23 protein-coding genes are annotated in these 22,054 nt (G+C 65.6%); 5 read left to right on the plus strand and 18 right to left on the minus strand.

Annotation, left to right across the window (positions count from 1 at the left end):
* Window positions 1-21: 21 nt before the first annotated feature.
* Window positions 22-861 carry a pantoate--beta-alanine ligase gene (gene panC / locus HUX88_RS19050; RefSeq protein ID WP_117013635.1) on the plus strand — a complete coding sequence of 280 codons (840 nt, stop codon included), beginning with the start codon at window positions 22-24 and terminating at the stop codon, window positions 859-861.
* Here the strand turns inward: panC and HUX88_RS19055 are convergent.
* The 17 genes from HUX88_RS19055 to flhD all read right to left on the minus strand — a co-directional run bounded on the left by HUX88_RS19055 (window position 858) and on the right by flhD (window position 15,767).
* Window positions 858-1,343 carry a hypothetical protein gene (locus HUX88_RS19055; protein WP_176362786.1) on the minus strand — a complete coding sequence of 162 codons (486 nt, stop codon included), beginning with the start codon at window positions 1,341-1,343 and terminating at the stop codon, window positions 858-860. The two genes, panC and HUX88_RS19055, sit on opposite strands and share 4 nt — an antisense overlap.
* 63 nt (window positions 1,344-1,406) lie before the next feature.
* On the minus strand, window positions 1,407-2,615 hold the full coding sequence (locus HUX88_RS19060) for an EAL and HDOD domain-containing protein (RefSeq protein ID WP_176362787.1): 1,209 nt from the start codon (window positions 2,613-2,615) through the stop codon (window positions 1,407-1,409).
* Between the two features lie 45 nt (window positions 2,616-2,660).
* Window positions 2,661-3,308 (minus strand): protein phosphatase CheZ, encoded by a 648-nt coding sequence (cheZ, locus tag HUX88_RS19065; RefSeq protein WP_117013632.1) that lies wholly within the window; start codon window positions 3,306-3,308, stop codon window positions 2,661-2,663.
* Window positions 3,308-3,697, minus strand: coding sequence for a chemotaxis response regulator CheY (gene cheY, locus HUX88_RS19070; protein ID WP_008450066.1), 390 nt, complete (start codon window positions 3,695-3,697; stop codon window positions 3,308-3,310). The genes cheZ and cheY overlap by 1 nt, the downstream gene beginning before the upstream one ends.
* A gap of 133 nt (window positions 3,698-3,830) precedes the next feature.
* The gene (locus HUX88_RS19075; RefSeq protein WP_117013631.1) at window positions 3,831-4,901 is read right to left on the minus strand and encodes a chemotaxis response regulator protein-glutamate methylesterase; all 1,071 of its coding nucleotides are present in this window, start codon (window positions 4,899-4,901) and stop codon (window positions 3,831-3,833) included.
* Between the two features lie 47 nt (window positions 4,902-4,948).
* Entirely contained in the window at window positions 4,949-5,548 is a 600-nt protein-coding gene (gene cheD, locus HUX88_RS19080) for a chemoreceptor glutamine deamidase CheD (RefSeq protein WP_117013630.1), read from the minus strand.
* A 9-nt stretch (window positions 5,549-5,557) separates the two neighbouring features.
* Complete coding sequence (locus HUX88_RS19085; protein WP_117013629.1) at window positions 5,558-6,427, minus strand: CheR family methyltransferase; 870 nt, start codon at window positions 6,425-6,427, stop codon at window positions 5,558-5,560.
* Window positions 6,428-6,512: 85 nt separating this feature from the next.
* Window positions 6,513-8,231: a methyl-accepting chemotaxis protein gene (locus HUX88_RS19090; RefSeq protein ID WP_176362788.1), complete on the minus strand. Its 1,719-nt coding sequence runs from the start codon at window positions 8,229-8,231 to the stop codon at window positions 6,513-6,515.
* A gap of 123 nt (window positions 8,232-8,354) precedes the next feature.
* Window positions 8,355-8,843 carry a chemotaxis protein CheW gene (locus tag HUX88_RS19095; RefSeq protein ID WP_117013627.1) on the minus strand — a complete coding sequence of 163 codons (489 nt, stop codon included), beginning with the start codon at window positions 8,841-8,843 and terminating at the stop codon, window positions 8,355-8,357.
* Between the two features lie 19 nt (window positions 8,844-8,862).
* Window positions 8,863-11,061 carry a chemotaxis protein CheA gene (cheA, locus tag HUX88_RS19100; protein WP_176362789.1) on the minus strand — a complete coding sequence of 733 codons (2,199 nt, stop codon included), beginning with the start codon at window positions 11,059-11,061 and terminating at the stop codon, window positions 8,863-8,865.
* A gap of 45 nt (window positions 11,062-11,106) precedes the next feature.
* Window positions 11,107-11,472 (minus strand): response regulator, encoded by a 366-nt coding sequence (locus HUX88_RS19105; RefSeq protein WP_117013625.1) that lies wholly within the window; start codon window positions 11,470-11,472, stop codon window positions 11,107-11,109.
* 65 nt (window positions 11,473-11,537) lie between these two features.
* On the minus strand, window positions 11,538-12,086 hold the full coding sequence (locus HUX88_RS19110) for a chemotaxis protein (protein WP_117013624.1): 549 nt from the start codon (window positions 12,084-12,086) through the stop codon (window positions 11,538-11,540).
* Window positions 12,087-12,110: 24 nt separating this feature from the next.
* Window positions 12,111-13,055, minus strand: a complete 945-nt coding sequence (motB, locus tag HUX88_RS19115; RefSeq protein WP_117013623.1) for a flagellar motor protein MotB — start codon at window positions 13,053-13,055, stop codon at window positions 12,111-12,113.
* 45 nt (window positions 13,056-13,100) lie between these two features.
* A complete protein-coding gene (gene motA / locus HUX88_RS19120; RefSeq protein WP_117013622.1) occupies window positions 13,101-13,961 on the minus strand; it encodes a flagellar motor stator protein MotA in 861 nt (286 codons plus the stop codon).
* Window positions 13,962-14,092: 131 nt separating this feature from the next.
* Window positions 14,093-14,887, minus strand: a complete 795-nt coding sequence (locus HUX88_RS19125; RefSeq protein WP_373886812.1) for a class I SAM-dependent methyltransferase — start codon at window positions 14,885-14,887, stop codon at window positions 14,093-14,095.
* Window positions 14,884-15,429: a flagellar transcriptional regulator FlhC gene (gene flhC / locus HUX88_RS19130; RefSeq protein ID WP_117013621.1), complete on the minus strand. Its 546-nt coding sequence runs from the start codon at window positions 15,427-15,429 to the stop codon at window positions 14,884-14,886. Before flhC ends, HUX88_RS19125 begins: the two co-directional genes overlap by 4 nt.
* Window positions 15,430-15,449: 20 nt before the next feature.
* Window positions 15,450-15,767 (minus strand): flagellar transcriptional regulator FlhD, encoded by a 318-nt coding sequence (gene flhD, locus HUX88_RS19135; RefSeq protein WP_117013620.1) that lies wholly within the window; start codon window positions 15,765-15,767, stop codon window positions 15,450-15,452.
* Window positions 15,768-16,365: 598 nt separating this feature from the next.
* Between flhD and kynU the strand changes: the two genes are divergently transcribed.
* The 4 genes from kynU (at window position 16,366) to HUX88_RS19155 (ending at window position 20,037) form a co-directional block, all read left to right on the plus strand.
* Window positions 16,366-17,616 carry a kynureninase gene (kynU, locus tag HUX88_RS19140; protein ID WP_176362790.1) on the plus strand — a complete coding sequence of 417 codons (1,251 nt, stop codon included), beginning with the start codon at window positions 16,366-16,368 and terminating at the stop codon, window positions 17,614-17,616.
* Between the two features lie 16 nt (window positions 17,617-17,632).
* Window positions 17,633-18,505 carry a tryptophan 2,3-dioxygenase gene (gene kynA / locus HUX88_RS19145; RefSeq protein WP_176362791.1) on the plus strand — a complete coding sequence of 291 codons (873 nt, stop codon included), beginning with the start codon at window positions 17,633-17,635 and terminating at the stop codon, window positions 18,503-18,505.
* A 327-nt stretch (window positions 18,506-18,832) separates the two neighbouring features.
* Window positions 18,833-19,378 (plus strand): alpha/beta hydrolase, encoded by a 546-nt coding sequence (locus HUX88_RS19150; RefSeq protein ID WP_176362792.1) that lies wholly within the window; start codon window positions 18,833-18,835, stop codon window positions 19,376-19,378.
* 59 nt (window positions 19,379-19,437) lie between these two features.
* Window positions 19,438-20,037 carry a CHRD domain-containing protein gene (locus tag HUX88_RS19155; RefSeq protein WP_176362793.1) on the plus strand — a complete coding sequence of 200 codons (600 nt, stop codon included), beginning with the start codon at window positions 19,438-19,440 and terminating at the stop codon, window positions 20,035-20,037.
* Here the strand turns inward: HUX88_RS19155 and HUX88_RS19160 are convergent, their stop codons facing one another.
* Entirely contained in the window at window positions 20,038-22,029 is a 1,992-nt protein-coding gene (locus HUX88_RS19160; protein WP_229219419.1) for a CocE/NonD family hydrolase, read from the minus strand.
* Between the last annotated feature and the right edge of the window lie 25 nt (window positions 22,030-22,054).

The following is a 22,054-nucleotide window of genomic DNA, read 5'->3' on the forward strand; positions in this document are numbered from 1 at the left end:
TACGCCCATAGCGACCTAGTCATGAAAATCATCACTTCCATTGAAGAACTGCGCGACCAACTCAGCGGCCAATTGCGCACCGCCTTCGTCCCGACCATGGGCAACCTGCACGAGGGCCACCTGTCCCTGATGCGCCTGGCGCGCAAGCACGGCGACCCGGTGGTGGCGTCGATCTTCGTCAACCGCCTGCAGTTCGGCCCGAACGAGGACTTCGACAAATACCCGCGCACCTTCCAGGCCGACGTCGAGAAGCTGGAGAAGGAAGGCGTGTACGTGCTGTTCGCGCCGACCGAGAAGGACCTGTACCCGGAGCCGCAGGAGTTCCGAGTGCGCCCGCCGGACGACCTGGGCAACACGCTGGAGGGCGAGTTCCGCCCCGGCTTCTTCACCGGCGTGACCACCGTGGTGCTCAAGCTGTTCTCGTGCGTGCAGCCGCGCGTGGCCGTGTTCGGCAAGAAGGATTACCAGCAGCTGATGATCGTGCGTAACATGAGCCGCCAGTTCGCGCTGCCGACCGAGATCATCGCGGCCGAGACCTACCGCGCCGACGACGGCCTGGCGCTGTCGTCGCGCAATATGTACCTGTCGCCGGCCGAGCGCGCCGAGGCGCCGGCGCTGTACCAGAGCCTGAACTTCGTCGCCAACGAGGTGCGCGCCGGCCATCTGGACGTGTTCCAGCTGGAGCACAAGGCGATGGAGGACCTGGCCCAGCGCGGCTGGAAGCCAGACTACATCTCGATCCGCAAGCGCATCGACCTGCAGCCGCCAAGCGCGGGCGACCTGGCGCAAGGCACGCCGCTGGTGGTGCTGGCCGCCGCCAAGCTGGGCTCGACCCGCCTGATCGACAATCTGGAAATTTAAGGTTTGACCGGCGGGGCCACAGGCGCCGCCGGGGTCAATGGCTGCACGGTGAGGCCCTGCGGCGTGACCTGGATGAGCACGGCCGGCACCGCTGCGGCGGCCGGCGCGACGGGCGCGGGCGGCTGCGCCTTGGGGATGGCGTTGTTCAGCACGAAGGTCATCACCGTGACGACGATGGTGATCCCCGCAGCCAGCACGCCCACCATCCATTTGACCATCTGCGAGGTGGCCCGCTGGAAAGCACTCTCGATTTTCGCCTCCAGCGCCGAACGCATCTCCACCATCATCGCGATGATGGATTCCAGCTTGGCATCGGTGGCGTCGAACCGGGTATTGACCGCGTCGAAGCGGGTATTGACCGCGTCGAAGCGGGCATCAACCGCGCCGAACTTGGCGTCGCTCGTCCCGCTGGCGGCAGCCAGCCTGGCGTCGAGACCTTCCACCTTGGCATCGATATAGTCTTTGTCGGCATTGGAGTTCATAAGCCGATGATCCGCCCCGCAACCTGCCCTGTCAACGCGCGCACGCGCGCCGCTTGAGACGGATCAGGCGGCGACGTTTTGCGCCCAGGCCAGCGCGGAGAGATGGGCGCGGTTGACGTCCTCGGGCCCCAGCTTGAGCGACGCCGCCAGCGAGGCCACCAGGTCGGAACTGAGCTCGCACGCCTCGGCCAGCGCCAGGAACGGCCCGTACTTGCCGCTGCGCGTGAGCAGCGCGGCCACCACGTCGTCGGACAGCTGGATGTTGGCCAGCACCTCCTGCATGGCGATGCCCAGCAGCCGGTCCAGCAGCGAGAACATGCCCGCCACGAACACATTCTCCGCCTCGCCCTTGCCCAGCGCGGCCTGCGCCAGCAGCTCGGCCAGGCGGCCGCGCACCACCGCCGTCTCCAGCAGCACCGGCGAATAGCCCGAGGTGCTGGCCGTGGCCAGCAGCAGGGTCAGCCAGCGGTACAGCGGCGTGTAGCCCAGCAGGGTCAGCGCCTGGCGCAGCGACTGGATCTCGCGCCCGGCGCCGAAGCCGGCCGAGTTGATGAAGCGCAGCAGCTTGTACGACAGCGTGGCGTCGCGCTTGAGCACGGCCTCCAGCTGGACGATGTCGGCGTTCTGCCGCACCATCTGCATCAGCTGCATGATGATGGTCTGGGCCGGGTTCAGGCCCTTGGCGTCGGTGCTGGGGCGCGGCGTCAGGTGCAGCTTGCCGACGAAGGCGTTCAGGCCCAGCGCCGCGCAGGCGTCGAAGTCGGCCCAGTTGCTGACCGGGCGCGCCACCATGCCCACGCTCGACTGCTTGAGCGCGGCGTCGGCGCGCGCCTGGCTGCCGACGTCGGCGCCGGAAAAGCGCACCTCGACGTACGAGGCGATGGTCGGCAGGCGGCTGCCGATGCGGGCCAGGTCGGCCTCGCGCAGCAGCACGCCGACGCCGCCCGCGCGCAAGCCTTGCACGGCGGCCAGGGTGTCGGGATTGGCCAGTTCGGCCGTTTTGAGGGACAAGACGGTGCGCTCCGGCGGCAGCCGGTGCAGCGCGTCGGCCGACAGCATGGCCGGCACCGCGTCGAGGAACAGGATTTTGTCGCGCAGCAGCCAGTTGTCGTCGTCGTCGACCACCTGGCCGGCAACGAAGTCCAGCAGCGCCTCCAACGCGGCGGGCGACGACGGCGCCGCCCCCTGCTGCTGCCAGCAGAGCTCATACCCAACCACGCGCTGCTTGGGATCGAGCAGCGGCTCACGGACGATGAAATTGGTCTGATGCATGATGCTCGTCTCGGAGGAAGCCCGCGGCGAACGGGCCGGTACAGATCAGAAGCCCAGACTATCCAGCAAGTCGTCCACCTGCTCCTGGTCAGCCACCACGTTCTCGCGGGTCGGATCGATCTGCGGTCCGTTCAGCAAGCCGTTGTCGATTTCCTTCTTCATCTGGTCAGGCGCGAAGTCGATCAGCATCTGCACCAGCTGCTTCTCCAGGTTTTGCGCGATCGAGGTGACCTTCTTGATCACCTGCCCCGTCAAGTCCTGGAAATCCTGCGCCATCATGATGTCCATCAGATGCGCCTTGGTCTGCGAGGTGCCGGCGGTGGCGCCGTCCAGCGCGGCCACGGTCTGCTGCGCCAGCGCGCGCCATTGCTCGTCCGAGGCGCCTGCCGCCAGCAGGCCGTTCCACGAGGCGCTCAGCTGCTTCGCGTCGCCGGCGATCCGGTCCTGCAGGGGACTGGCCGCGTCGGTGGCGTTGAGCACCTTCTGCGCCGCGTCCTCGCTCAGGCGCGCCACGTAGTCGAGCCGGTCGCGCGCGTCCGGAATGTCGGACGCCGCTTTTTCGATCAATTTATCCAGCCCCAGTCCGCGCAGGCTTTCATGCAGGGCGCGCGTCATGTGACCGATGCGCGACAAAAACTCTTCGTTCGGCTCCACCGCAGCCGCGGTGGCGCCGCCTTGTTGCTCAACCATCATCAAGCTCCGAGCTTCTCGAAGATCTTGTTCAGCTTTTCATCCAGCGTCGCGGCGGTGAACGGCTTGACCACGTAACCATTGGCGCCGGCCTGGGCCGCCGCGATGATGTTTTCCTTCTTGGCTTCGGCGGTCACCATCAACACCGGCAGCTTGGCCAGCGCGGGATCGGCACGGATGTTTTGCAACATCGTCAAGCCGTCCATGTTCGGCATGTTCCAGTCTGACACGACGAAGTCGAACGATTCGGCGCGCAGCTTCGCCAGCGCCATCACGCCGTCCTCGGCCTCGTCGACATTGGCATAACCCAGTTCCTTCAACAGATTCCGGACGATGCGGCGCATCGTCGAAAAATCGTCAACGACTAAAAATTTCATCTTTGGATCAGCCATGAATTACTCCGTTGTTTCTCTACGCGGTTGTTAATAGTGCCTACAATTGCCAGCAAGTTGTAGGATAGCATTTTCGTTGCTTTAAGGCGAACAAAGTAGCAGTAAAACGTCACACTTGACGATTTAAAGCTTTTTATACCCGCAAAGCGCGCATGCCGTGGGCCGCCAGGTAGCCCAGCACCATGCCCGGCAGCGCCTGCAAGGCCCCCACTTCATGGGCGGCGCCGACCGCGATCGCCTCGCGCGGCATGCCGAACACCACGCAGCTGGCCTCGTCCTGGGCGAAATTATACGCCCCGGCCTGCTTCATCTCCAGCATGCCGGCCGCGCCGTCCTTGCCCATGCCGGTCAGGATCACGCCGACCGCGTTCTTGCCGGCGCACTGGGCGGCCGAACGGAACAGCACGTCCACCGACGGCCGGTGGCGGTTGACCGGCTCGGCCTGGTCGATCTTGGTCATGTAGTTGGCGCCGCTGCGGGTCAGGTACAGGTGCGAGTGGCCGGGCGCGATGTAGGCGTGGCCGGGCAGCACCCGCTCGTTGCCGGCCGCCTCCTGCACCGAGATCTTGCACAGCGAGTCGAGCCGCTTGGCGAACGAGCGCGTGAAGCCCTCCGGCATGTGCTGGGTGATCAGGATGCCGGGGCAGTCGGACGGCATCTGCATCAGGAACTCGCGGATCGCCTCGGTGCCGCCGGTGGAGGCGCCGATGATGATCAGCTTCTCGGACGAGGTCAGCGGATTGCGCAGCTGCGGCAGCTGGCCCTGGGCCTCGGCGCCCGGCTGCGGCAGCGTGCGGGCCCGCACGCGCGCCTTGGACGCGGCGCGGATCTTGTCGGTGATCAGCTCGGTGTACTCGCGCATGCCGGCCTGGATCGAGATCTTCGGCTTGGTGACGAAGTCCACCGCGCCCAGCTCCAGCGCGCGCATGGTGATCTCCGAGCCGCGCTCGGTCAGCGACGACACCATCACCACCGGCATCGGGCGCAGGCGCATCAGTTTTTCCAGGAAGTCGAGGCCGTCCATCTTGGGCATCTCGACGTCGAGCGTGAGCACGTCGGGGTTGGTCTGCTTGATCAGCTCGCGCGCGACCAGCGGATCGGGGGCCGTGCCCACCACTTCCATGTCGGGCTGGCTGTTGATGATCTCGCTCATCACGCTGCGGATCAGCGCGGAGTCATCGACGATCAGGACTTTGATCTTCATAATAAAATGCTACTTTCCGGGCAAAAGGCCCACTGTCACTATCACTATCAAAACAGGTCGATCTCGCCGCCCACCGGCGCCACCTTGAGGCGGCTGGCGTATTCGATCTCGCGCTTGGCCAGGGTGTCGTTGTGGGTCTGCATCAGCTTCTTGACCAGCACCTTGCCGGTGCGCGGGAAGAAGTACACCTTGCGCGGGTGGATGTCGTTCAAGTCCTCGGCCACCACGCGGATCTTCTCGACCTTGAGGAAGTTGAGCACGAAGGCCGCGTTGCGCTCGCCGACGTTGATCGCGGTGAAGCCCTTGAGCACGGCGCCGCCGCCGAACACCTTGGCCTCCATGTTCTCGCGCTTGGCGCCGGCCTTGAGCAGGTCGTTGATCAGGATCTCCATCGCGTAGGTGCCGTAGCGGGCCGAGGCCGACACCGGGCTGTTGGTGTCGCTGCCGCCGTCGGGCAGCATGAAGTGGTTCATGCCGCCCAGGCCGGTCACGCGGTCGCGGATGCAGGCCGACACGCACGAGCCCAGCACGGTCACGATCAACATGTCCTTGTTGGTGAAGTAGTACTCGCCCGGCAGGATCTTGGCGGCTTCACAGTCGAACGTCCTGTCGTAATACACGTTCGTGGCAAATTGTTCGAGGTCCATGGTTTATTCTCATGTGCGTTGCGTTGCCTTGAGGGCAGCGCCACGGTGTTGATCGTCCAGCTCGTACACCGTCTTGCCGCGTAGTTTGAGCGACTCCGACACGTAGAGGAAATTCTCCGAGTGGCCCGCGAACAGCAGGGCGTCCGGTTTCATCAAGGGGACAAAGCGCGACAGGATCTTGCGCTGCGTGGCCTTGTCGAAGTAAATCATCACGTTGCGGCAAAAGATCACGTCGAACGGGCCGCTGATGGGCCAGCTGTCGGCCAGCAGATTGAGCTGCTTGAAGGTGATCATGTTGCGCAGCTCGGGCCGCACGCGCGCCATGCCCTCGCGGTCGCCCTTGCCCTTGAGGAAAAAGCGGCGCGAGCGCTCGGGCGACATCTTGTCCAGCCGGTCCATCGCGTAGACGCCGTTGGCGGCCGTGGCCAGCACATTGGTGTCGATGTCGGTGGCGATGATGTGGCAGTTGGGGGTGAGCGTGTTGAACGCCTCGCACACGGTCATGGCGATCGAATACGGCTCCTCGCCGGTCGAGCTGGCCGAGCACCAGATGGTGATCGGTTCGCGCTTGTGCTTGATGTGCTCGGCCAGCAGCGGGAAGTGGTGGGCCTCGCGGAAGAACGAGGTCAGGTTGGTGGTCAGGGCGTTGGTGAACGATTCCCACTCCTCGCCCAGGCGGCCGGCCTCGAGGTCGTCGAGGTACTTGCCGAAGGAGCCGATGCCGGTGGCCCGCAGGCGCCGCGCCAGGCGGCTGTACACCATCTCCTGCTTGCTGTCGGCCAGCGAGATGCCGGCCCGCTTGTAGATCAGGCCGCGGACGCGTTCGAAGTCCTTGGCGTTGAAGTCAAACTCTTTGACGGTGTCTTTGGTATGCGGCATATGTTAAACCTCTTATTTATCACTACTAACAATGCCCACGCCGCCGCCGTTCCCGCGCGGGCGGGAACGGCGTGGTACAGCTCGGTTAAAACTCTTCCCACTCGTCGCCGGCGGCCGGCGCGGCGGAGGCCAGCTTCTTGGGCGCGGCCGGCTTGGCGGCCACGGCCGGACGCGGCGCCGGCTTGGCGGCAGGCCGCGCGCTCACCGCCGGCGCCGGACGCGGGGCCGGCACGGCCGGGACCGCGCGCCGCACCTGGTCGTTCGTCAGCTTGAAGATGCTGACCGCCTGGGCCAGCATCTCGGCCTGTTCCTGCATGCTCTCGGCCGCCGCGGCGGCCTCCTCCACCAGCGCGGCGTTCTGCTGGGTCATCTCGTCCATCTGGGTGATGGCCTGGTTGACTTCCTCGATGCCGTTGCTCTGTTCCTGGGTGGCGGCGGTGATCTCGCCCATGATGTCGGCCACCTGGCGGATCGAGGTGACGATCAGGCCCATGGTCTGGCCGGCCTCGTCGACCAGCTTGCTGCCGGCGTCGACCTTGTCGACCGAGTCGCCGATCAGTTCCTTGATCTCCTTGGCGGCGCCGGCCGAGCGTTGCGCCAGGTTGCGCACCTCGGAGGCCACCACCGCGAAGCCGCGGCCCTGCTCGCCCGCGCGGGCCGCCTCGACCGCGGCGTTCAGCGCCAGGATGTTGGTCTGGAACGCGATGCCGTCGATCACGCCGATGATGTCGACGATCTTGCTGGAGCTGGCCTTGATCGAGCCCATGGTCTCGACCACCTGCGCCACCACGGTGCCGCCCTTCTCCGCCACCGACGAGGCGGTCACGGCCAGCTGGTTGGCCTGGCGCGCGTTGTCGGCGTTCTGCTTGACGGTGGAGGTCAGTTCCTCCATCGACGAGGCGGTCTCCTCGAGCGAGCTGGCCTGCGACTCGGTGCGGGCCGACAGGTCGGCGTTGCCGGAGGCGATCTCCTGCGAGGCGGTCGAGATCAGGTCGGTGCCGCTGCGCACGTCTCCGACCGTCTTGGCCAGGCTGTCGTTCATGTCCTTGAGCGCCTGCAGCAGCTCGCTGGTCTCGTCCTTGCCCTCGACGTGGACCTGCGAGGTCAGCTCGCCGGCCGCCACCTTCTGCGCCACCTCGACCGCGCCCGACAGCGGCACCGTGATCGAGCGGGTGATCACCACCGCGCAGGCCACGCCGATCGCCACCGCGACCGCGCCCAGCAGGAACAGCATCATCATCAGGCTGCGGTCGGCCGTGACGGAGCTGTCCATGACGTCGCGCGCGGCGGCCTGCTGCATGTCGACCAGCTTGTTGATCAGCGCCAGCGTCTGCTGGTTGAGCGGATCGATGCGGCCGGAGATGACCTTGGCCGCGCCCTCGCTGTTGAAGGCCAGCACCTGGCCGATGGCTTCCTTGAAGGCCTTGTCGACGTCGACGTCCAGCGCGGCGATGTCGGCCAGCGCCTTCTTCTCGTTGTCGTTCAGGCCGAGCGCCTTGAGGTCGGCCTGCGCCTTGTCGTAGCGGGCGCGCTGGTCCTTGACCTTCTGCTCTTCCTTCTGCATCAGGCTGACGTCCGACTGCAGGCCGATGTTGCGCATCGCGATGCCGGTTTCCAGCATCGCGCTTTTCATCGCGCCGGCCTGCAGGTTCTTCTGGGTCGACAGCTCCAGGCCGCGCGTGAGCTTGCCCTTGTTGCTGTAGTTGAGGTAATTGGTCATCAGGACCATGACCACCAGGATCGCCAGGATGGCGCCGAAGCCAAGGCGCAGCCGTGAGCCGATTTTGAAGTCGCGTAAATTCATGTTGTTTTCTCCCCTATGCTGTCTGTGCTTGTCCGCCGGGTACTGCCTGCGGACCCCGTTATTGTGTAGGTGATAGGCGCGCACTCTGTTGGGCGCTGCCGTGGCTGCTTGCCGGGGCGTGGGTTAGGCCGCCAGCTGTTCCATCAGACCCATCTCGGCGCTCGACATCAGTTTGTCGATGTTCACCAGGATCAGCATACGCTCATCAATGGTGCCCAGTCCAATCATGTAGTCGGAACTGAAGGCGGTGCCCATCTCCGGCGCCGGCTTGACCTGCTCCGGCGTCAGCGTGGTCACGTCCGACACCGAGTCCACCACCATGCCGACGATGCGCCCGCTGATGTTGAGGATGATGACCACGGTGAACTGGTCGTACACCGGTTCGCCGAGCTTGAACTTGATGCGCATGTCGACCACCGGGATGATGATGCCGCGCAGATTGATCACGCCCTTGATGAACTCGGGCGCGTTGGCGATCCGGGTCACCGTCTCGTAGCCGCGGATCTCCTGCACCTTGAGGATGTCGATGCCGTATTCCTCCGAACCGAGCGTGAAGGCCAGGTATTCGTGGCCGGCGATTTCGTTGGCCCCGCTGGTTAGTACGTCTGCCATGATGGTTTCCTTGGTGGGGTTAGCTAAATATCTGTTCGTCAGCGAGCTGACGGGACGAGCGGATCAGGGCGGCCACGTCGAGGATCAGCGACACGCCGCCGTCGCCCAGAATGGTGGCGCCGGAGATGCCGGCCACCTTGCGGTAGTTCGATTCCAGGTTCTTGACCACCACCTGCTGCTGGCCGACCAGGTCGTCGATGAACAGCCCGGCCTTGCGGCCGTCGGTCTCGATGATGACCACGATGCCCTGGCAGGGGTCGGTGAAGCGCGGCGTGATGCCGAACATCTGGTACAGCGGCACCAGCGGCAGGTATTCGCCGCGCACCTTGACCACCCGGCCCTTGCCGGAGATTTCCTTGACGTCCTCCGGCGCCGGCTGCAGCGATTCGATCACAAAGCCCAGCGGCAGGATGTAGACCTCCTCGCCGACCCGGATCGACATGCCGTCCAGGATCGCCAGCGTCAGCGGCAGCGAGATCGAGATGGTGGTGCCGAAGCCCTTGGCCGAGCGGATGTCGACCACCCCGCCCATGGCGGTGATGTTGCGCTTGACCACGTCCATGCCGACGCCGCGGCCCGACACGTCGGTCACCTGCTCGGCGGTGGAGAAGCCGGGCGCGAAGATCAGCTGCCAGACCTCGGCGTCGCTCATGTTCTCGGCCAGCGGCAGGCCGCTCTGCTGGGCCTTGGCCAGGATCTTCTCCCGGTTCAGGCCGCCGCCGTCGTCCGACACCTCGATGATGATGTTGCCGCCCTGGTGGGAGGCCGACAGGAACAGGCGGCCGGCGTCGCTCTTGCCGCCGGCGCGGCGCACCTCGGGCATCTCGATGCCGTGGTCGATGGAGTTGCGCACCAGGTGGGTCAGCGGGTCGACGATGCGCTCGATCAGGCCCTTGTCGAGCTCGGTCGCGGCGCCGTTGGTGATGAAGTCGACCTTCTTGCCCAGCTTGGCCGCCAGGTCGCGCACCATGCGCGGGAAGCGCGAGAACACGAAGTCCATCGGCATCATGCGGATCGACATCACCGCTTCCTGCAGGTCGCGGGTGTTGCGGGTCAGCTGGCTCACGCTGTTCAACAAGCGCTCGTGCACCATCGGGTCCAGCGTGTCGACGCGCTGCTCGATCATCGCCTGCGTGATGACCAGCTCGCCCACCAGGTTGATCAGCTGGTCGACCTTCTCGATCGACACGCGGATCGACGACGACTCGGCGCCGGGGCCGGCGCCGGCCTTCTCTTCCTTCTTGGCGGCCTTCTTGGCCTCCTCGGCGGCGGCGGGCTGCGGTGCGGCCGGCGCCTCGATCACGATGCCGGCCGCCGCGCGGATCTGCTCGACCGGCTGGAAGAAGCCGTAGCCCTGGGCGTCCTCGCTGCCGGCCTGGGCGTCGGCGCGGATCTGCTCGAGCGGCTGGAAGAAGCCATAGCCCTCGCCGCCGCCGGCCTGCGCCGGGTGCAGCTCGGTCTCGTCGAAGAAGCCGTAGCCCAGGTCCTGCTCGACCCTGGCGCGCTCGGCGTGCTCCAGCCCGGCCTGCCGGGCGTCCAGCGCCGGCAGCTCGGTCACCACCATGTCGTCCGGGTTGAGCACGAACGAGCAGATGGCGATGATGTCGTCCAGGCTCTCGTGGGTGGTGACCACCATGGCGTTGCGGTCCTTGTCGAGCGGGGTGATGGACACATGGCCCATCAGGCCCAGCTCGGCGCCCAGCGCGGTCACCTCGCGGTGCACCATGGCCGGCAGCTCGAGCCGGTAGCGGCGCCCGCCGCTGTGGTCGACCACCTTGGCCTCGGCCGCGTGGAACGACGGCGCCACCGGCGACAGCGCCGTCAGCGGCACGTCCTGCGCCAGCGACTGCAGCATCATGCGCACGTCGCCCACCGCGTCCTGGTCGACCGTGCCGCCGTGGCGGTGGCCGTCCAGCTGCATCTTGAGGATGTCCTTGGCCGCCAGGAAGGCGTCCACGTGCTCCGAGGTCAGCGCCATCTCGCCCTTGCGCACGCGGTCGAGCAGGGTCTCGAGGATGTGGGTGACCTCGGTCATGTCGGTCACGCCGAACGTGGAGGCGCCGCCCTTGACGGAATGGGCGGTGCGGAAGATCGCGTTGAGGTCCTCGGGGTCGGGACGGTCGACGTCGACGGCCAGCAGCAGGCGCTCCATTTCAGCCAGCAGCTCCTCGGCCTCATCGAAAAAGACCTGGAAGAACTGGCTTATATCGATGGTCATGGGGATACTCCGTAAGTTTCGCTCAGCATCATTGCACGCGCCTTATCAGCCGATGACCTTCTTCACCACCTCGATGAGCCGCTGGGGATCGAAGGGCTTGACCAGCCAGCCGTTGGCGCCGGCGGCGCGGCCCTTGGCTTTCATCTCGTCGGACGATTCGGTGGTCAGCATCAGGATCGGGGTCTTCTGGTAGGCCGGCAGCTCGCGCAGCAGCTTGATCAGCTGCAGGCCGTCCATGCGCGGCATGTTCTGGTCGGTCAGCACCAGGTCCACGCCCTGCAGCTTGGCCTTCTCCAGGCCGTCCTGACCGTCCACCGCCTCCACCACCAGGTAGCCGGCCGCCTTCAGGCTGAAGGCGACCATCTGGCGCAGGGAACTGGAATCATCAACTGCAAGTATTGTCTTGGCCATCTTTGCTCTCACTCATTAAATGCGGGACGTGGCGTCCGGGTAGTTCAATCGGTAGGTCGCGGCGTTCAGAACAGTTCGATGTCGCCGCTCTCCAGGTGTTGTTGACTGACGGCCTTGCGCAGCACGCTGCGCAACTCCAGGCTCTGGATCGCCAGCGCCATGCTGACCTTGCCCAGCAGCGCGACGATCTCGTCGTTGTCGCTCTCGGGCAGCATCTCGGCGCCGTGCGCGCCCAGCGTGCCGAGGAACTCGCGCAGGCCGGTCACGCGCTTCAAGGTGCGGTCCAGCAGCTGGCTGGTCATGTCCTGGAACTGCAGGCTGGTGATGGCGGCGTTGACATAGCCGCCCACCTGGCCCTGCAGCGCCTCGAGCTGGGCCCGTTGCTCGGGCGTGGCGGTGCCGCCGTCGAGCAGCAGCCGGATCGTGGCTTGTTCGGCCTCGACCGCCTGGTGGATGGCCATGAAGTTGAAGGACAACTTCTCGATGGCTTCCTCCAGCAGCAGGCCGGTCTGGATCAGGTCGGTCTCGACCTCGGTCAGATGCTTGCGCCCATGGTCGGACACGCCCGACAGCAGGCGCTTGACATGGGAGCCCAGGATTTTTTTTCTCGTCATAACAGTCTCGTCACTCCACCTGCTTTATTTGCGCACCGGCGGGCCGGACGGCGCGGGCGCCGGCGCCGGCGCCTGGCCGTCTTCGGCGTCCACGTCCAGCTGGCGGGCGCCGTCGCGCATCACGTTTTCCTCGGTGCGCTTGTTCATTACGATGATGCTGATGCGGCGGTTGATCGGGTTGAACGGGTCGGCCTTGTCCAGGTGGGCGGCCGAGGCCAGCCCCACCACCCGCAGCACCTTGTTGTCGGCCATGCCGCCGGCGATCAGCTCGCGGCGCGAGGCGTTGGCGCGGTCGGCCGACAGTTCCCAGTTGCTGTAGCCGGCGTCGCTCAGATACGGCGTCGAGTCGGTGTGGCCGGACAGGCCGATCTTGTTGGGCACGTCGTTCAGCACGAAGCCGATCGCGTGCAGGATCTCGCGCGTGTACGGTTGCAGCTCGGCCTTGGCCAGCGCGAACATCGGCCGGTTCTGCTCGTCGACGATCTGGATCCGCAGGCCCTCGCTGGTGATGTCGAGCAGCAGCTGGTCCTTGTATTTCTTGAGCAGCGGGTTGGCCTCGATCTGCGCCTCGATCTTTTGCTTGAGCGCCTTGAGGCGCTGGTTTTCCTCGGCCTCCAGCGCGGCCTTGGCGGCGGTCAAATTGAACGTCTTCTTGATCTGCGGGTCGTCGCTGGCCTTGACCTGGCCGTCGCGGCGCGTCAAATCCTTGCCGCCGCCGGGGATCACCGACGAGCTGTCGCCGCTGCCCGAGCCGCCCTGCATGGCCACCTTGAGCGGCGTCTTGAAGTATTCCGAGATGCCGTTCAAGTCGCCCTTGGTGGTCGAGCCGAGCAGCCACATCAGGAGGAAGAAGGCCATCATCGCCGTCACGAAGTCGGCGTACGCGATCTTCCAGGCGCCGCCATGGTGGCCGCCGCCGCCCTTCTTGATGCGCTTGACGATAATCGGCCGCAAGCCCTCTTCAGCCATGATGCTTCCTTATGGTTGCCGCGGCGCCGCCTGTCACGCGCGCGCTCACTTGGACTTCGATTTCTTGATATGGTCCTCCAGCTCGGCGAAGCTGGGGCGCTCGGTCGAGTACAGGACCTTGCGGCCGAACTCCACCGCCAGCGCCGGCGCATAGCCGTTCAGGCTGGCCAGCAGCGTGACCTTCACGCACTGGTACATCTTGGTCGATTCGTCCAGCTTTTGTTCGAGCAGGCTGGCCAGCGGGCCGACGAAGCCGTAGGCCAGCAGGATGCCGAGGAAGGTGCCGACCAGCGCGTGCGCGATCAGGATGCCCAGCTCGGCCGGCGGCAGGCCCACCGATTCCATCGTATGCACCACGCCCATCACCGCCGCCACGATGCCGAACGCCGGCATGCCGTCGCCCAGCTTGGCGATGGCGTGCGCCGGCACGGCGTGCTCGTGGTGGTGGGTCTCGATCTCGTTGTCCATCAGGTTCTCGATCTGGAACGCATCCATATTACCGGACACCATCAGCCGCAGGTAGTCGGTCATGAACTCGACGATGTGGTGGTCCTCCAGCACGCTCGGATACTTGCTGAACAGCGGGCTCTGCTCGGGGCTGTCGATGTCGCCCTCGATCGACATCAGGCCTTCCTTGCGCACCTTGGACAGCACATCGAACAGCAGCGACATCAGCTCCATGTACAGGTCCTTGGTGTAGCGCGAACCCTTGAACAGGGTCGGGATCGCGGCCAGCGTGGCTTTCAGGGCCTTGGCGTTGTTCCCGACCAGGAAGGCGCCGAGCGCGCCGCCGCCGATCATCACCAGTTCGAGCGGCTGCAGCAGCGCGGCCAGATGCCCGCCATTCATGGCGAAGCCGCCGAACACGCCGACGCAGACCACTACATATCCAATTATGACTAACAAGTGCCCAGACTCCCCGGTATGAAAACGGGCGGTATCATACCTAACAATCGCCCGATTTCAATAAATTTACATGTAGAACTACAATAGCGTGACTAGGGGGGAGCGGGCAAGAGAATAACGCGAAATGATGCTTAAAAGTACCATATGTAGAGGGCATCCTCGCCCTCTGTGGTGTGGATGGTGCGGTCCGGCGCCCGGGCGTCGATAGCGAATTCGTAGCTGGCCAGCATGGCGCCGGGCCGCATTTCGGCCGCCGCCTTGCGCCACAGGCCGGGCATGGCGGCCGGCGACAGGTAGGCGAACACCAGCCCATAGCGGCCGAAGTCCAGCTTTTCGTAATCGCCCAAGGTGAAGCGGGCGCGGCTGCCGGTGATGGCGGCGCGCAGTCGGCTATACAACCAGGGCAGCGGCGCCAGCTCGATGCCGTGGCATTCGGCGTCCGGGCGCTGGCGGGCCAGGTACAGCACCAGCCCGCCCAGGCCGCTGCCGATGTCGATCACCCGCAGCGGCGCGCCGTCGGCCGGCGGCGGCAGAATTTGACGTACCGCATCCCACACCGCCGGGTGCGACGGGTAGTACGGCACCTGGGTGCGGAAGGTCGACCAGTACAGGCCGAGCAGGAACAGGAAGGCGGCCAGGAACAGCCAGGGCGGCAGCCGCAGCGCCAGCGCGGCCAGCAGCGCGGCCGGGAACAGCAGCTGGATGACGCGCCACCACGCGGCCAGGCCCAGTTTCCAGGTCAGGCCGGCCGCCAGCAGGCCCTGCACGGCGGCCACGCTCCAGTAGTCGACCGGTAAACGGCAACTGGCCATCACGTAAATGATGGCCAGCGTCAGCGGCGCGGCGCCGCATTGGATCAGCAGCGCCCGCACGGCGGGCGCGCGGGCGATGCGCAGCAGGTAGGGATCGGGGCCGGGCCGGCTCACGCGGCCAGGACGTCGGCGTCGCGGGCCTTCTTGGTCTTGCCGGCGCGCGAGGGCATGTGGCACAGGCCGCAGACATAGCTGCCGTTCAGGTCCATGCAGTTGACCACGAACTTGCCCTGGCACCGCCCGCACGGCGCCAGTTCCAGCATCTTGCCGCTGAAGAAGCGCACCAGGGTCCAGGCGCGGGTCAGCGACAGCAGCGGCTCCTCGCCCGCCTCCGGCGGCATTTGTTCCAGGTACAGCTTGTAGGCTTTCATGACCGCCTCGATGCCGGTGGCGCCGGCGTGCTCGGTCAGGAATTTGTGGATGTTGATGAACAGCGAGGAGTGGATGTTCGGCTGCCAGGTCAGGAACCAGTCGGTGGAGAACGGCAGCATGCCCTTCGGCGGCGACACGCCCTTCAGTTCCTTGTACAACTTGAGCAGGCGCTCGCGCGACAGCGACACTTCGGACTCCAGCAGCTGCAGGCGCGCGCCAAGCTGGATCAGTTCGATGGCCAGCTGGATTTCCTGGGCTTCCGTCACTACGCTTTTCTTGCTCATGATCCGCTCCGGCGCGTGGGTTAAGCGATTTCTTCGACGGCCTGGCCGGCCATCAGGATGGCGGCGTGCGACTGGGCCAGCACACGGTCCTTATTATAGTTGGTCAGCATCGACAGGATGGCGCCGTCGTCGAAGCGGAAGCGGGCCAGCATCATGTTGCCGCCTGCCAGTTTCAGGATCTGCGCGTTGCTCATGCCTTCGATCAGGTCGGCGATCTCGGCGGCGATGCCGAGGCGGAAGATCGCGGTGACTTTGTCGGCGCGGATCATCTGCTGGGCCAACATCAGGTAGCTCAGGTTAGCGTCGCGAATTTCAGCCATCATATCGTTAGCGGTCATTTCCATCTCCTAGTCCGTTATCTGCACTTGCGGAACACAATTGCGTTTCCAGTGAGATACATTCTGCTTGAGCAACAAAAATACCGTTAGAGGATGGGCTCCGTATTTTTCGTCGGGAAATAGCGAACGCGATCCGTCGGTGTTTGTCTGACAAACACTCGCGAATCACTCATCAACGCCCTTGCGGCGCCGGTTTGGTAAGGTCCAAGATCTTCAAAAAAGTCCTGTCATGAAGCGAAAATAAAACGGTTCAGCGACTCTTTTTTGCTACATCTAACCCGGTTACGGCAGCTTTTTCAGGAACTTTAGGGTTCCGGTGAAAATATTTTGAACTATTTTCGACTCGCTTCCTGCAACCTGATGGCGCTTTTCCGCTCATCATGAATCTGGTAACGGCAGCGTTTTGGGGAACTTTAGGGTTTTTTTGAAAAAAATCGAAAATAATTCAAAAAAGGCCGCAAAGCCAGCATCCATGCGGGTTTGCGGGCGCCCCGCCGGCCCAGGGCGGACCCGCGGGGTCCGACGCCGGTTTTTCGGGTTACACTGGCAACTTATTGAAGCCTAAAGCATTTGACCACCCTTGCAAGAAAGTTACATAATGACAACTCGCAATGACTGCCTGGACCGCGACGCGCAAGATCCGCTCGCCGCGCTGCGCGACCAGTTCGACCTGCCCGACCATGTGATTTATCTGGATGGCAACTCTTTAGGCGCCCGCCCCAAGGCCGCGCTGGCCCGCGCGCAGGACGTGATCGCCCGCGAATGGGGCCATGACCTGATCCGCAGCTGGAACAGCGCCGGCTGGTTCGAGCTGCCCAAGCGCCTGGGCAACCGCCTGGCCCCGCTGATCGGCGGCATGGACGGCGAGGTGGTGGTCACCGACACCACCTCGGTCAACCTGTTCAAGGCGCTGGCCGCCGCGCTGCACATGCAGGCCGGCGACCCGGCCCGCGCCGGGCGCCGCGTGATCGTCACCGAACGCTCCAACTTCCCCACCGACATCTACATGGCCCAGGGCCTGAGCGGCTGGCTGGAGCGCGGCTACAGCGTCAAGCTGGTCGACTCGGTCGAGGAACTGCCGGCCGCCATCGGCGCCGACACCGCCGTCGTCCTGCTCACCCACGTCAACTACCGCACCGGCTACCAGCACGACATGCGCGCCACCAGCGCCCTGGCCCACGCGGCCGGCGCGCTGATCGTCTGGGATCTGGCGCACTCGGCCGGCGCGGTGCCGGTCGACCTGAACGCCGACGGCGCCGACCTGGCCGTGGGCTGCACCTATAAATACCTGAACGGCGGCCCCGGCGCGCCGGCCTTCATCTGGGTGCCGCGCAAGCACCAGGAGCGCTTCCGCCAGCCGCTGTCGGGCTGGTGGGGCCACGCCGCCCCGTTCGCCATGGCGCCCGACTTCGCGCCCACCGACGGCATCGGCCGCGCGCTGTGCGGCACGCAGCCGGTGGTGTCGCTGGCGATGGTCGAGTGCGGCCTGGACGTGTTCGGCCAGACCAGCATGGCCGCCATCCGCGCCAAGTCGCTGGCCCTGACCGACCTGTTCATCATGCTGGTCGAGCAGCGCTGCGCCGCTCACCCGCTGGGCCTGGTCACGCCGCGCGAGCACGCGCGCCGCGGCAGCCAGGTCAGCTTCACCCATCCACACGGCTACGCGGTGATGTCGGCGCTGATCGCGCGCGGCGTCATCGGCGACTACCGCGAGCCGGCCATCATGCGCTTCGGCTTCACGCCGCTGTACACCAGCTATGCCGACGTTTGGGACGCGGTGGAGATCCTGCGCGACATCCTCGACCGCAAAGACTACAACATCGACGCCAAGCGCGACGCCGTGACCTGAAAACGAGATAAATAATATGAGCGATTCCAAAACCAGCACCGGCGGCTGCCCGATGCACGCCGCCGGCAGCGCCGAATGGCACGGCGCGCAGATGGACTTCAGCAACTCGATGAGCTACGGCGACTACCTGGGCCTGGACCAGATCCTCAACGCCCAGCACCCGCTGTCGCCCAACCACAACGAGATGCTGTTCATCGTCCAGCACCAGACCAGTGAACTGTGGATGAAGCTGATGCTGCACGAGATGCACGCGGTGCGCAGCCACCTGCAATCGGACGACCTGGCCCCGGCCTTCAAGATGCTGGCCCGCGTGGCCCGCATCATGGACCAGCTGGTGCACGCCTGGGACGTGCTGGCGACCATGACGCCGCCCGAGTACACGGCCATCCGCCCCTACCTGGGCGCGTCGTCGGGCTTCCAGTCCTACCAGTACCGCGAGATCGAGTTCATCCTCGGCAACAAGAACGCCGCGCTGCTCAACGTCCACACCACCGCGCCCGCCGCGTTCGCCGTGCTGGACAAGGCGCTGCGCGAGCCGTCGGTCTACGACGAGGCGATCAAGCTGCTGGCCCGCAACGGCCTGCCGGTCGCCGCCGAGCGCCTGAACGCCGACTGGACCCAGCCGACCGTCGCCGACGAGTCCGTCAAGAACGCGTGGCTGGAAGTCTACCGCGACCCCAGCCGCCACTGGGCGCTGTACGAGCTGGCCGAAAAGCTGGTCGACCTGGAGACCGCGTTCCGCTTCTGGCGCTTCCGCCACGTCACCACGGTCGAGCGCATCATCGGCTTCAAGACCGGTACCGGCGGCACCGCCGGCGTCAGCTACCTGCGCAAGATGCTGGACGTGGTGCTGTTCCCCGAACTGTTCTCCCTGCGCACCGCCCTCTGAGATTGCCGCGAGAATACACACCGGGGGTGGGTGTGCACGCTCCTTCGGTAAACGCTACTGAGACCGCCTTCTGAAACCTTCTGAAATCATCCGGATCGTGCTGTAAATTCCGCCGTCCCCACGCCAGCGGGAATCCGCAGATTTCAGAAGGTTTCAGAGAGCCGAATCAGTACCGTTTTTCCGAAGGCCCGCAAAAAGGCCCCCCATCCCCCTGCTCCGGCTTAATTCCCGGCATTTGTCCACGCTTGCGCAAAACGTCCGCGCCGGCGCATATTGCGCACCTTGGCGCAGTAAGATAAGCACCATCTTACCCAGCAAGGAAAGCGCATGGACTACGAAGTACTGACCCTGGCCGGCCTGTGGAACTCCGGCCCCGCCCACTGGCAAACGCATTGGGAAGGCCGGCACCCGGACTGGGTCCGCGTCCCGCACCGCGACTGGGACACGCCCGACCGCTCCGAATGGGTGGCCGAACTGGACGCCGCCATCGCCCGCTGCAAACGCCCGCCGGTGCTGGCCGCGCACAGCCTGAGCTGCTCGCTGGTCGGCCGCTGGGCCGCCTCCGGCTCGCCGCTGAAGATCGCCGGTGCCTTCCTGGTCGCCCCCAGCGACACCGATGCCCCCGGCTACCCCGACTGCACCACCGGCTTCCAGCCCATGCTGCTCGACCGCCTGCCCTTCCCCAGCATCGTGATCGCCAGCGGCGACGACCCGTACGTCAGCCCGCAGCGCGCCCGCCAGTTCGCGCAAGCCTGGGGCAGCGAGTACGTCGAGATCGGCAATGCCGGCCACATCAACGGCGACGCCGGCTACGGCCCCTGGCCCGACGGCGAACGCCTGCTGCGCGATTTCTGCGAAAAAGTGCACCGCTGAGGGAACTCCCGCGCCGGCCGGCCCTCTAACTAGGCATCACGCACAAGGAGGGAAGAAAAATGAACCAGCATCTCCGCCATTGCGCAGCCGCCGCCGGCCTGCTGCTCATGACCGCGACGGCCAGCGCCGCCACCTACACCGCCATCCTCACCGGCCCGAAGGAATCGCCATCGAACACCTCACCGGGCATCGGCGCGGCGGTGGTCGCGTTCGACGCCGCCACCCACGTCCTGCAGGTGGACGTGGCCTTCAGCGGCCTGCTCGGCCCCAGCACGGCCTCGCATATCCACTGCTGCACCGCCACGCCGGACGCCGGCACCGCCGGCATCGCCACGGAAACGCCCACCTTCGGCGGCTTCCCCATGGGCGTGATGAACGGCGCCTACAGCAACACCTACAACACCTCGCTGGCCAGCAGTTGGAACCCGGTCTTCATCAGCAGCCACGGCGGCACCACGGCCGGTGCGGAGGCGGCCTTCGGCGCCGGCCTGGCCAGCGGCGAAGCCTACCTCAACATCCACACCAGCAAATATCCCGCCGGCGAAATCCGCGGCTTCCTGACGGCCGCGCCAGTGCCCGAGCCCGCCATGCTTGGCATGCTGGGCCTGGGCGTGCCGGTCGTGCTGCTGATGGCGCGGCGCCGCCGCAAGCAGGCCTGACTAGCGCGCCGCGCCGACCAGCGGCAGCTCGACATAGCTGTCGTGGTAGACGCGCTGGGTCGCCTTCTTGTAGTCGCCCGGCTGGGCGTAGAAGATGTTCGGCACGAAGGTCTGCGGGTTGCGGTCGTACAGCGGAAACCAGCTGGACTGCACCTGCACCATGATGCGGTGCCCCGGCAGGAACACGTGGTTGGCGGTCGGCATGGCGAAGGTGTAAGGCAAGGCCGTGTTGGCGGCGATCGGCTTGGCCGTCTCCAGGCTCTCGCGGTAGCGCCCCCGGAAGATATCGGCCGACACCATCAACTGGTAGCCGCCCATCTCCGGCTGCGCCGCCACCTGGTCCGGATAGACGTCGATCAGCTTGACGACCCAGTCCGCGTCGCTGCCGCTGGTGGCCGCCAGCAGGTGCGCCACCGGTTCGCCGCTGATCTTCACCGGCGCCGTCAGCACGTCCGTCGTATAGCTCAGCACATCGGTGCGGCCGGACGCCTCGCGCTGGTCGTCCACCAGCCAGCGCGGCCAGGTCTGGCCCTTGGCCTCGTCGTAGCCATACGGCGCGATCGGCCGCGCGCGGTACGGCACCGGTTTGGCCGGATCGGACACATACTCGTCGAACGCCGCCCGCTGCGCCGGCGCCGAGGCCGGCCGGGACGCCTCGCTGGTCAGCCGCAGCTTGCCGCCGGCCGCCAGCCTCAGCGTGGCCGGCGCGATCGCGCAGCCGCTGACGCAGCCGCTCGGCCAGCTGTTCAGCGAACGCCACTTGTTGCTGCCCGTCTCGAACGCCGTCACCGGTGCGATCTGCGCGGGCGGCGCGTCGTCCTTCAGGTAGCGGTCCAGGAAAGGCCGCAAAATCTCCTGCCTGAAGTGCAGCGCCGTATCGCTGTTGAAGCGCAGCGGCCCCAGATGACTGCCGTCGCCGATGCCGCCGCCATGATTCCACGGCCCCATCACCAGAAACACCTTGTTGTCCTGGTCATGCGGCTTGATCGCCTTGTACACCGCGATCGCGCCATAGATATCCTCGGCATCCCACAGGCTGTGCACCAGCATGGTCGGCACCGTCACCGGCTCCCGGGCCAGGATCTTGTCCATCGCCTGCCCGCTCCAGAACGCGTCATAGCTGGGATGCGCGACGATCTTGCACCAGAAACCGCTCTGCTCCACACCGCGCTGGCGTGCCAGCTCGCCCACCGAACCGGCGCGCATGAAGGTATCGTAATCGTCGAAATGCGAGGTGTACCACTTGGCCTCGTTGCGCCGCGTGACCACCTGCTCCAGCACATACGACAAATTCACCTGCCGGAACGCGCCGTTGTGGAACCAGTCGTCGCCGCGCCAGCCGTCCACCATCGGATTCATCGGCACCGCCACCTTCAGCGCCGGATGCGGATGGACCAGCGCCATCAGCGGCAGGAAGCCGTCGTACGAGATGCCGATGATGCCGACCTTGCCATTGGTCTCGGGGATGTTCTTGACCAGCCAGTCGATGGTGTCCCAGGTGTCGGTGGAGTGATCGACCGGCGTCGGGTTGAGCGCGCTGCCGCTCAGCGGCCGGTTCATCACATAATCGCCCTCGGAGCCGTACTTGCCGCGCACATCCTGCACCACGCGGATGTAGCCGCCCTCGGCGATGACATCGGCCGCGTTGTCATAGCCCTGCAGCATGGACTCCATCTGCGAGCTCTCGTTGTGGCTGGTCAGCTCGGCCGCGTTGTAGGGCGTGCGCGTCAGCAGGATGGGCGCATGGCTGGCCTTGCGCGGCACGATGATCACGGTGTTGAGCTTGACGCCGTCGCGCATCGGTATCATCACGCTGCGCTTGACGTAGTCCAGGCCGTCCAACGGCGCCTTGAACTCGTCCGGCGTCTCGCTCGGCAATGCTGGATAAAGGGGAACGGCCGCCACGCCCGGCGTCGACGCCGGCAGCTGGGCCAGGACGGCCGGAGCGGAAACAACAAGGGCGCCAGTGAGCGCCCAGAGGATCTTATTCATGTACATCCCGGGAGTGTGCCTATGA

The organism is Duganella sp. BJB1802 (genome assembly GCF_013369445.1).
Taxonomy (GTDB): Bacteria; Pseudomonadota; Gammaproteobacteria; order Burkholderiales; family Burkholderiaceae_D; genus Rugamonas; species Rugamonas vulcania_A.

Excerpts from the sequence above, each read along its gene's own strand:
- panC (WP_117013635.1), top strand. The coding sequence starts at position 22 with ATGAAAATCATCACTTCCATTGAAGAACTGCGCGACCAACTCAGCGGC.
- HUX88_RS19055 (WP_176362786.1), bottom strand. The coding sequence starts at position 1,343 with ATGAACTCCAATGCCGACAAAGACTATATCGATGCCAAGGTGGAAGGT.
- HUX88_RS19060 (WP_176362787.1), bottom strand. The coding sequence starts at position 2,615 with ATGCATCAGACCAATTTCATCGTCCGTGAGCCGCTGCTCGATCCCAAG.
- cheZ (WP_117013632.1), bottom strand. The coding sequence starts at position 3,308 with ATGATGGTTGAGCAACAAGGCGGCGCCACCGCGGCTGCGGTGGAGCCG.
- cheY (WP_008450066.1), bottom strand. The coding sequence starts at position 3,697 with ATGGCTGATCCAAAGATGAAATTTTTAGTCGTTGACGATTTTTCGACG.
- HUX88_RS19075 (WP_117013631.1), bottom strand. The coding sequence starts at position 4,901 with ATGAAGATCAAAGTCCTGATCGTCGATGACTCCGCGCTGATCCGCAGC.
- cheD (WP_117013630.1), bottom strand. The coding sequence starts at position 5,548 with ATGGACCTCGAACAATTTGCCACGAACGTGTATTACGACAGGACGTTC.
- HUX88_RS19085 (WP_117013629.1), bottom strand. The coding sequence starts at position 6,427 with ATGCCGCATACCAAAGACACCGTCAAAGAGTTTGACTTCAACGCCAAG.
- HUX88_RS19090 (WP_176362788.1), bottom strand. The coding sequence starts at position 8,231 with ATGAATTTACGCGACTTCAAAATCGGCTCACGGCTGCGCCTTGGCTTC.
- HUX88_RS19095 (WP_117013627.1), bottom strand. The coding sequence starts at position 8,843 with ATGGCAGACGTACTAACCAGCGGGGCCAACGAAATCGCCGGCCACGAA.
- cheA (WP_176362789.1), bottom strand. The coding sequence starts at position 11,061 with ATGACCATCGATATAAGCCAGTTCTTCCAGGTCTTTTTCGATGAGGCC.
- HUX88_RS19105 (WP_117013625.1), bottom strand. The coding sequence starts at position 11,472 with ATGGCCAAGACAATACTTGCAGTTGATGATTCCAGTTCCCTGCGCCAG.
- HUX88_RS19110 (WP_117013624.1), bottom strand. The coding sequence starts at position 12,086 with ATGACGAGAAAAAAAATCCTGGGCTCCCATGTCAAGCGCCTGCTGTCG.
- motB (WP_117013623.1), bottom strand. The coding sequence starts at position 13,055 with ATGGCTGAAGAGGGCTTGCGGCCGATTATCGTCAAGCGCATCAAGAAG.
- flhC (WP_117013621.1), bottom strand. The coding sequence starts at position 15,429 with ATGAGCAAGAAAAGCGTAGTGACGGAAGCCCAGGAAATCCAGCTGGCC.
- flhD (WP_117013620.1), bottom strand. The coding sequence starts at position 15,767 with ATGACCGCTAACGATATGATGGCTGAAATTCGCGACGCTAACCTGAGC.
- kynU (WP_176362790.1), top strand. The coding sequence starts at position 16,366 with ATGACAACTCGCAATGACTGCCTGGACCGCGACGCGCAAGATCCGCTC.
- kynA (WP_176362791.1), top strand. The coding sequence starts at position 17,633 with ATGAGCGATTCCAAAACCAGCACCGGCGGCTGCCCGATGCACGCCGCC.
- HUX88_RS19150 (WP_176362792.1), top strand. The coding sequence starts at position 18,833 with ATGGACTACGAAGTACTGACCCTGGCCGGCCTGTGGAACTCCGGCCCC.
- HUX88_RS19155 (WP_176362793.1), top strand. The coding sequence starts at position 19,438 with ATGAACCAGCATCTCCGCCATTGCGCAGCCGCCGCCGGCCTGCTGCTC.
- HUX88_RS19160 (WP_229219419.1), bottom strand. The coding sequence starts at position 22,029 with ATGAATAAGATCCTCTGGGCGCTCACTGGCGCCCTTGTTGTTTCCGCT.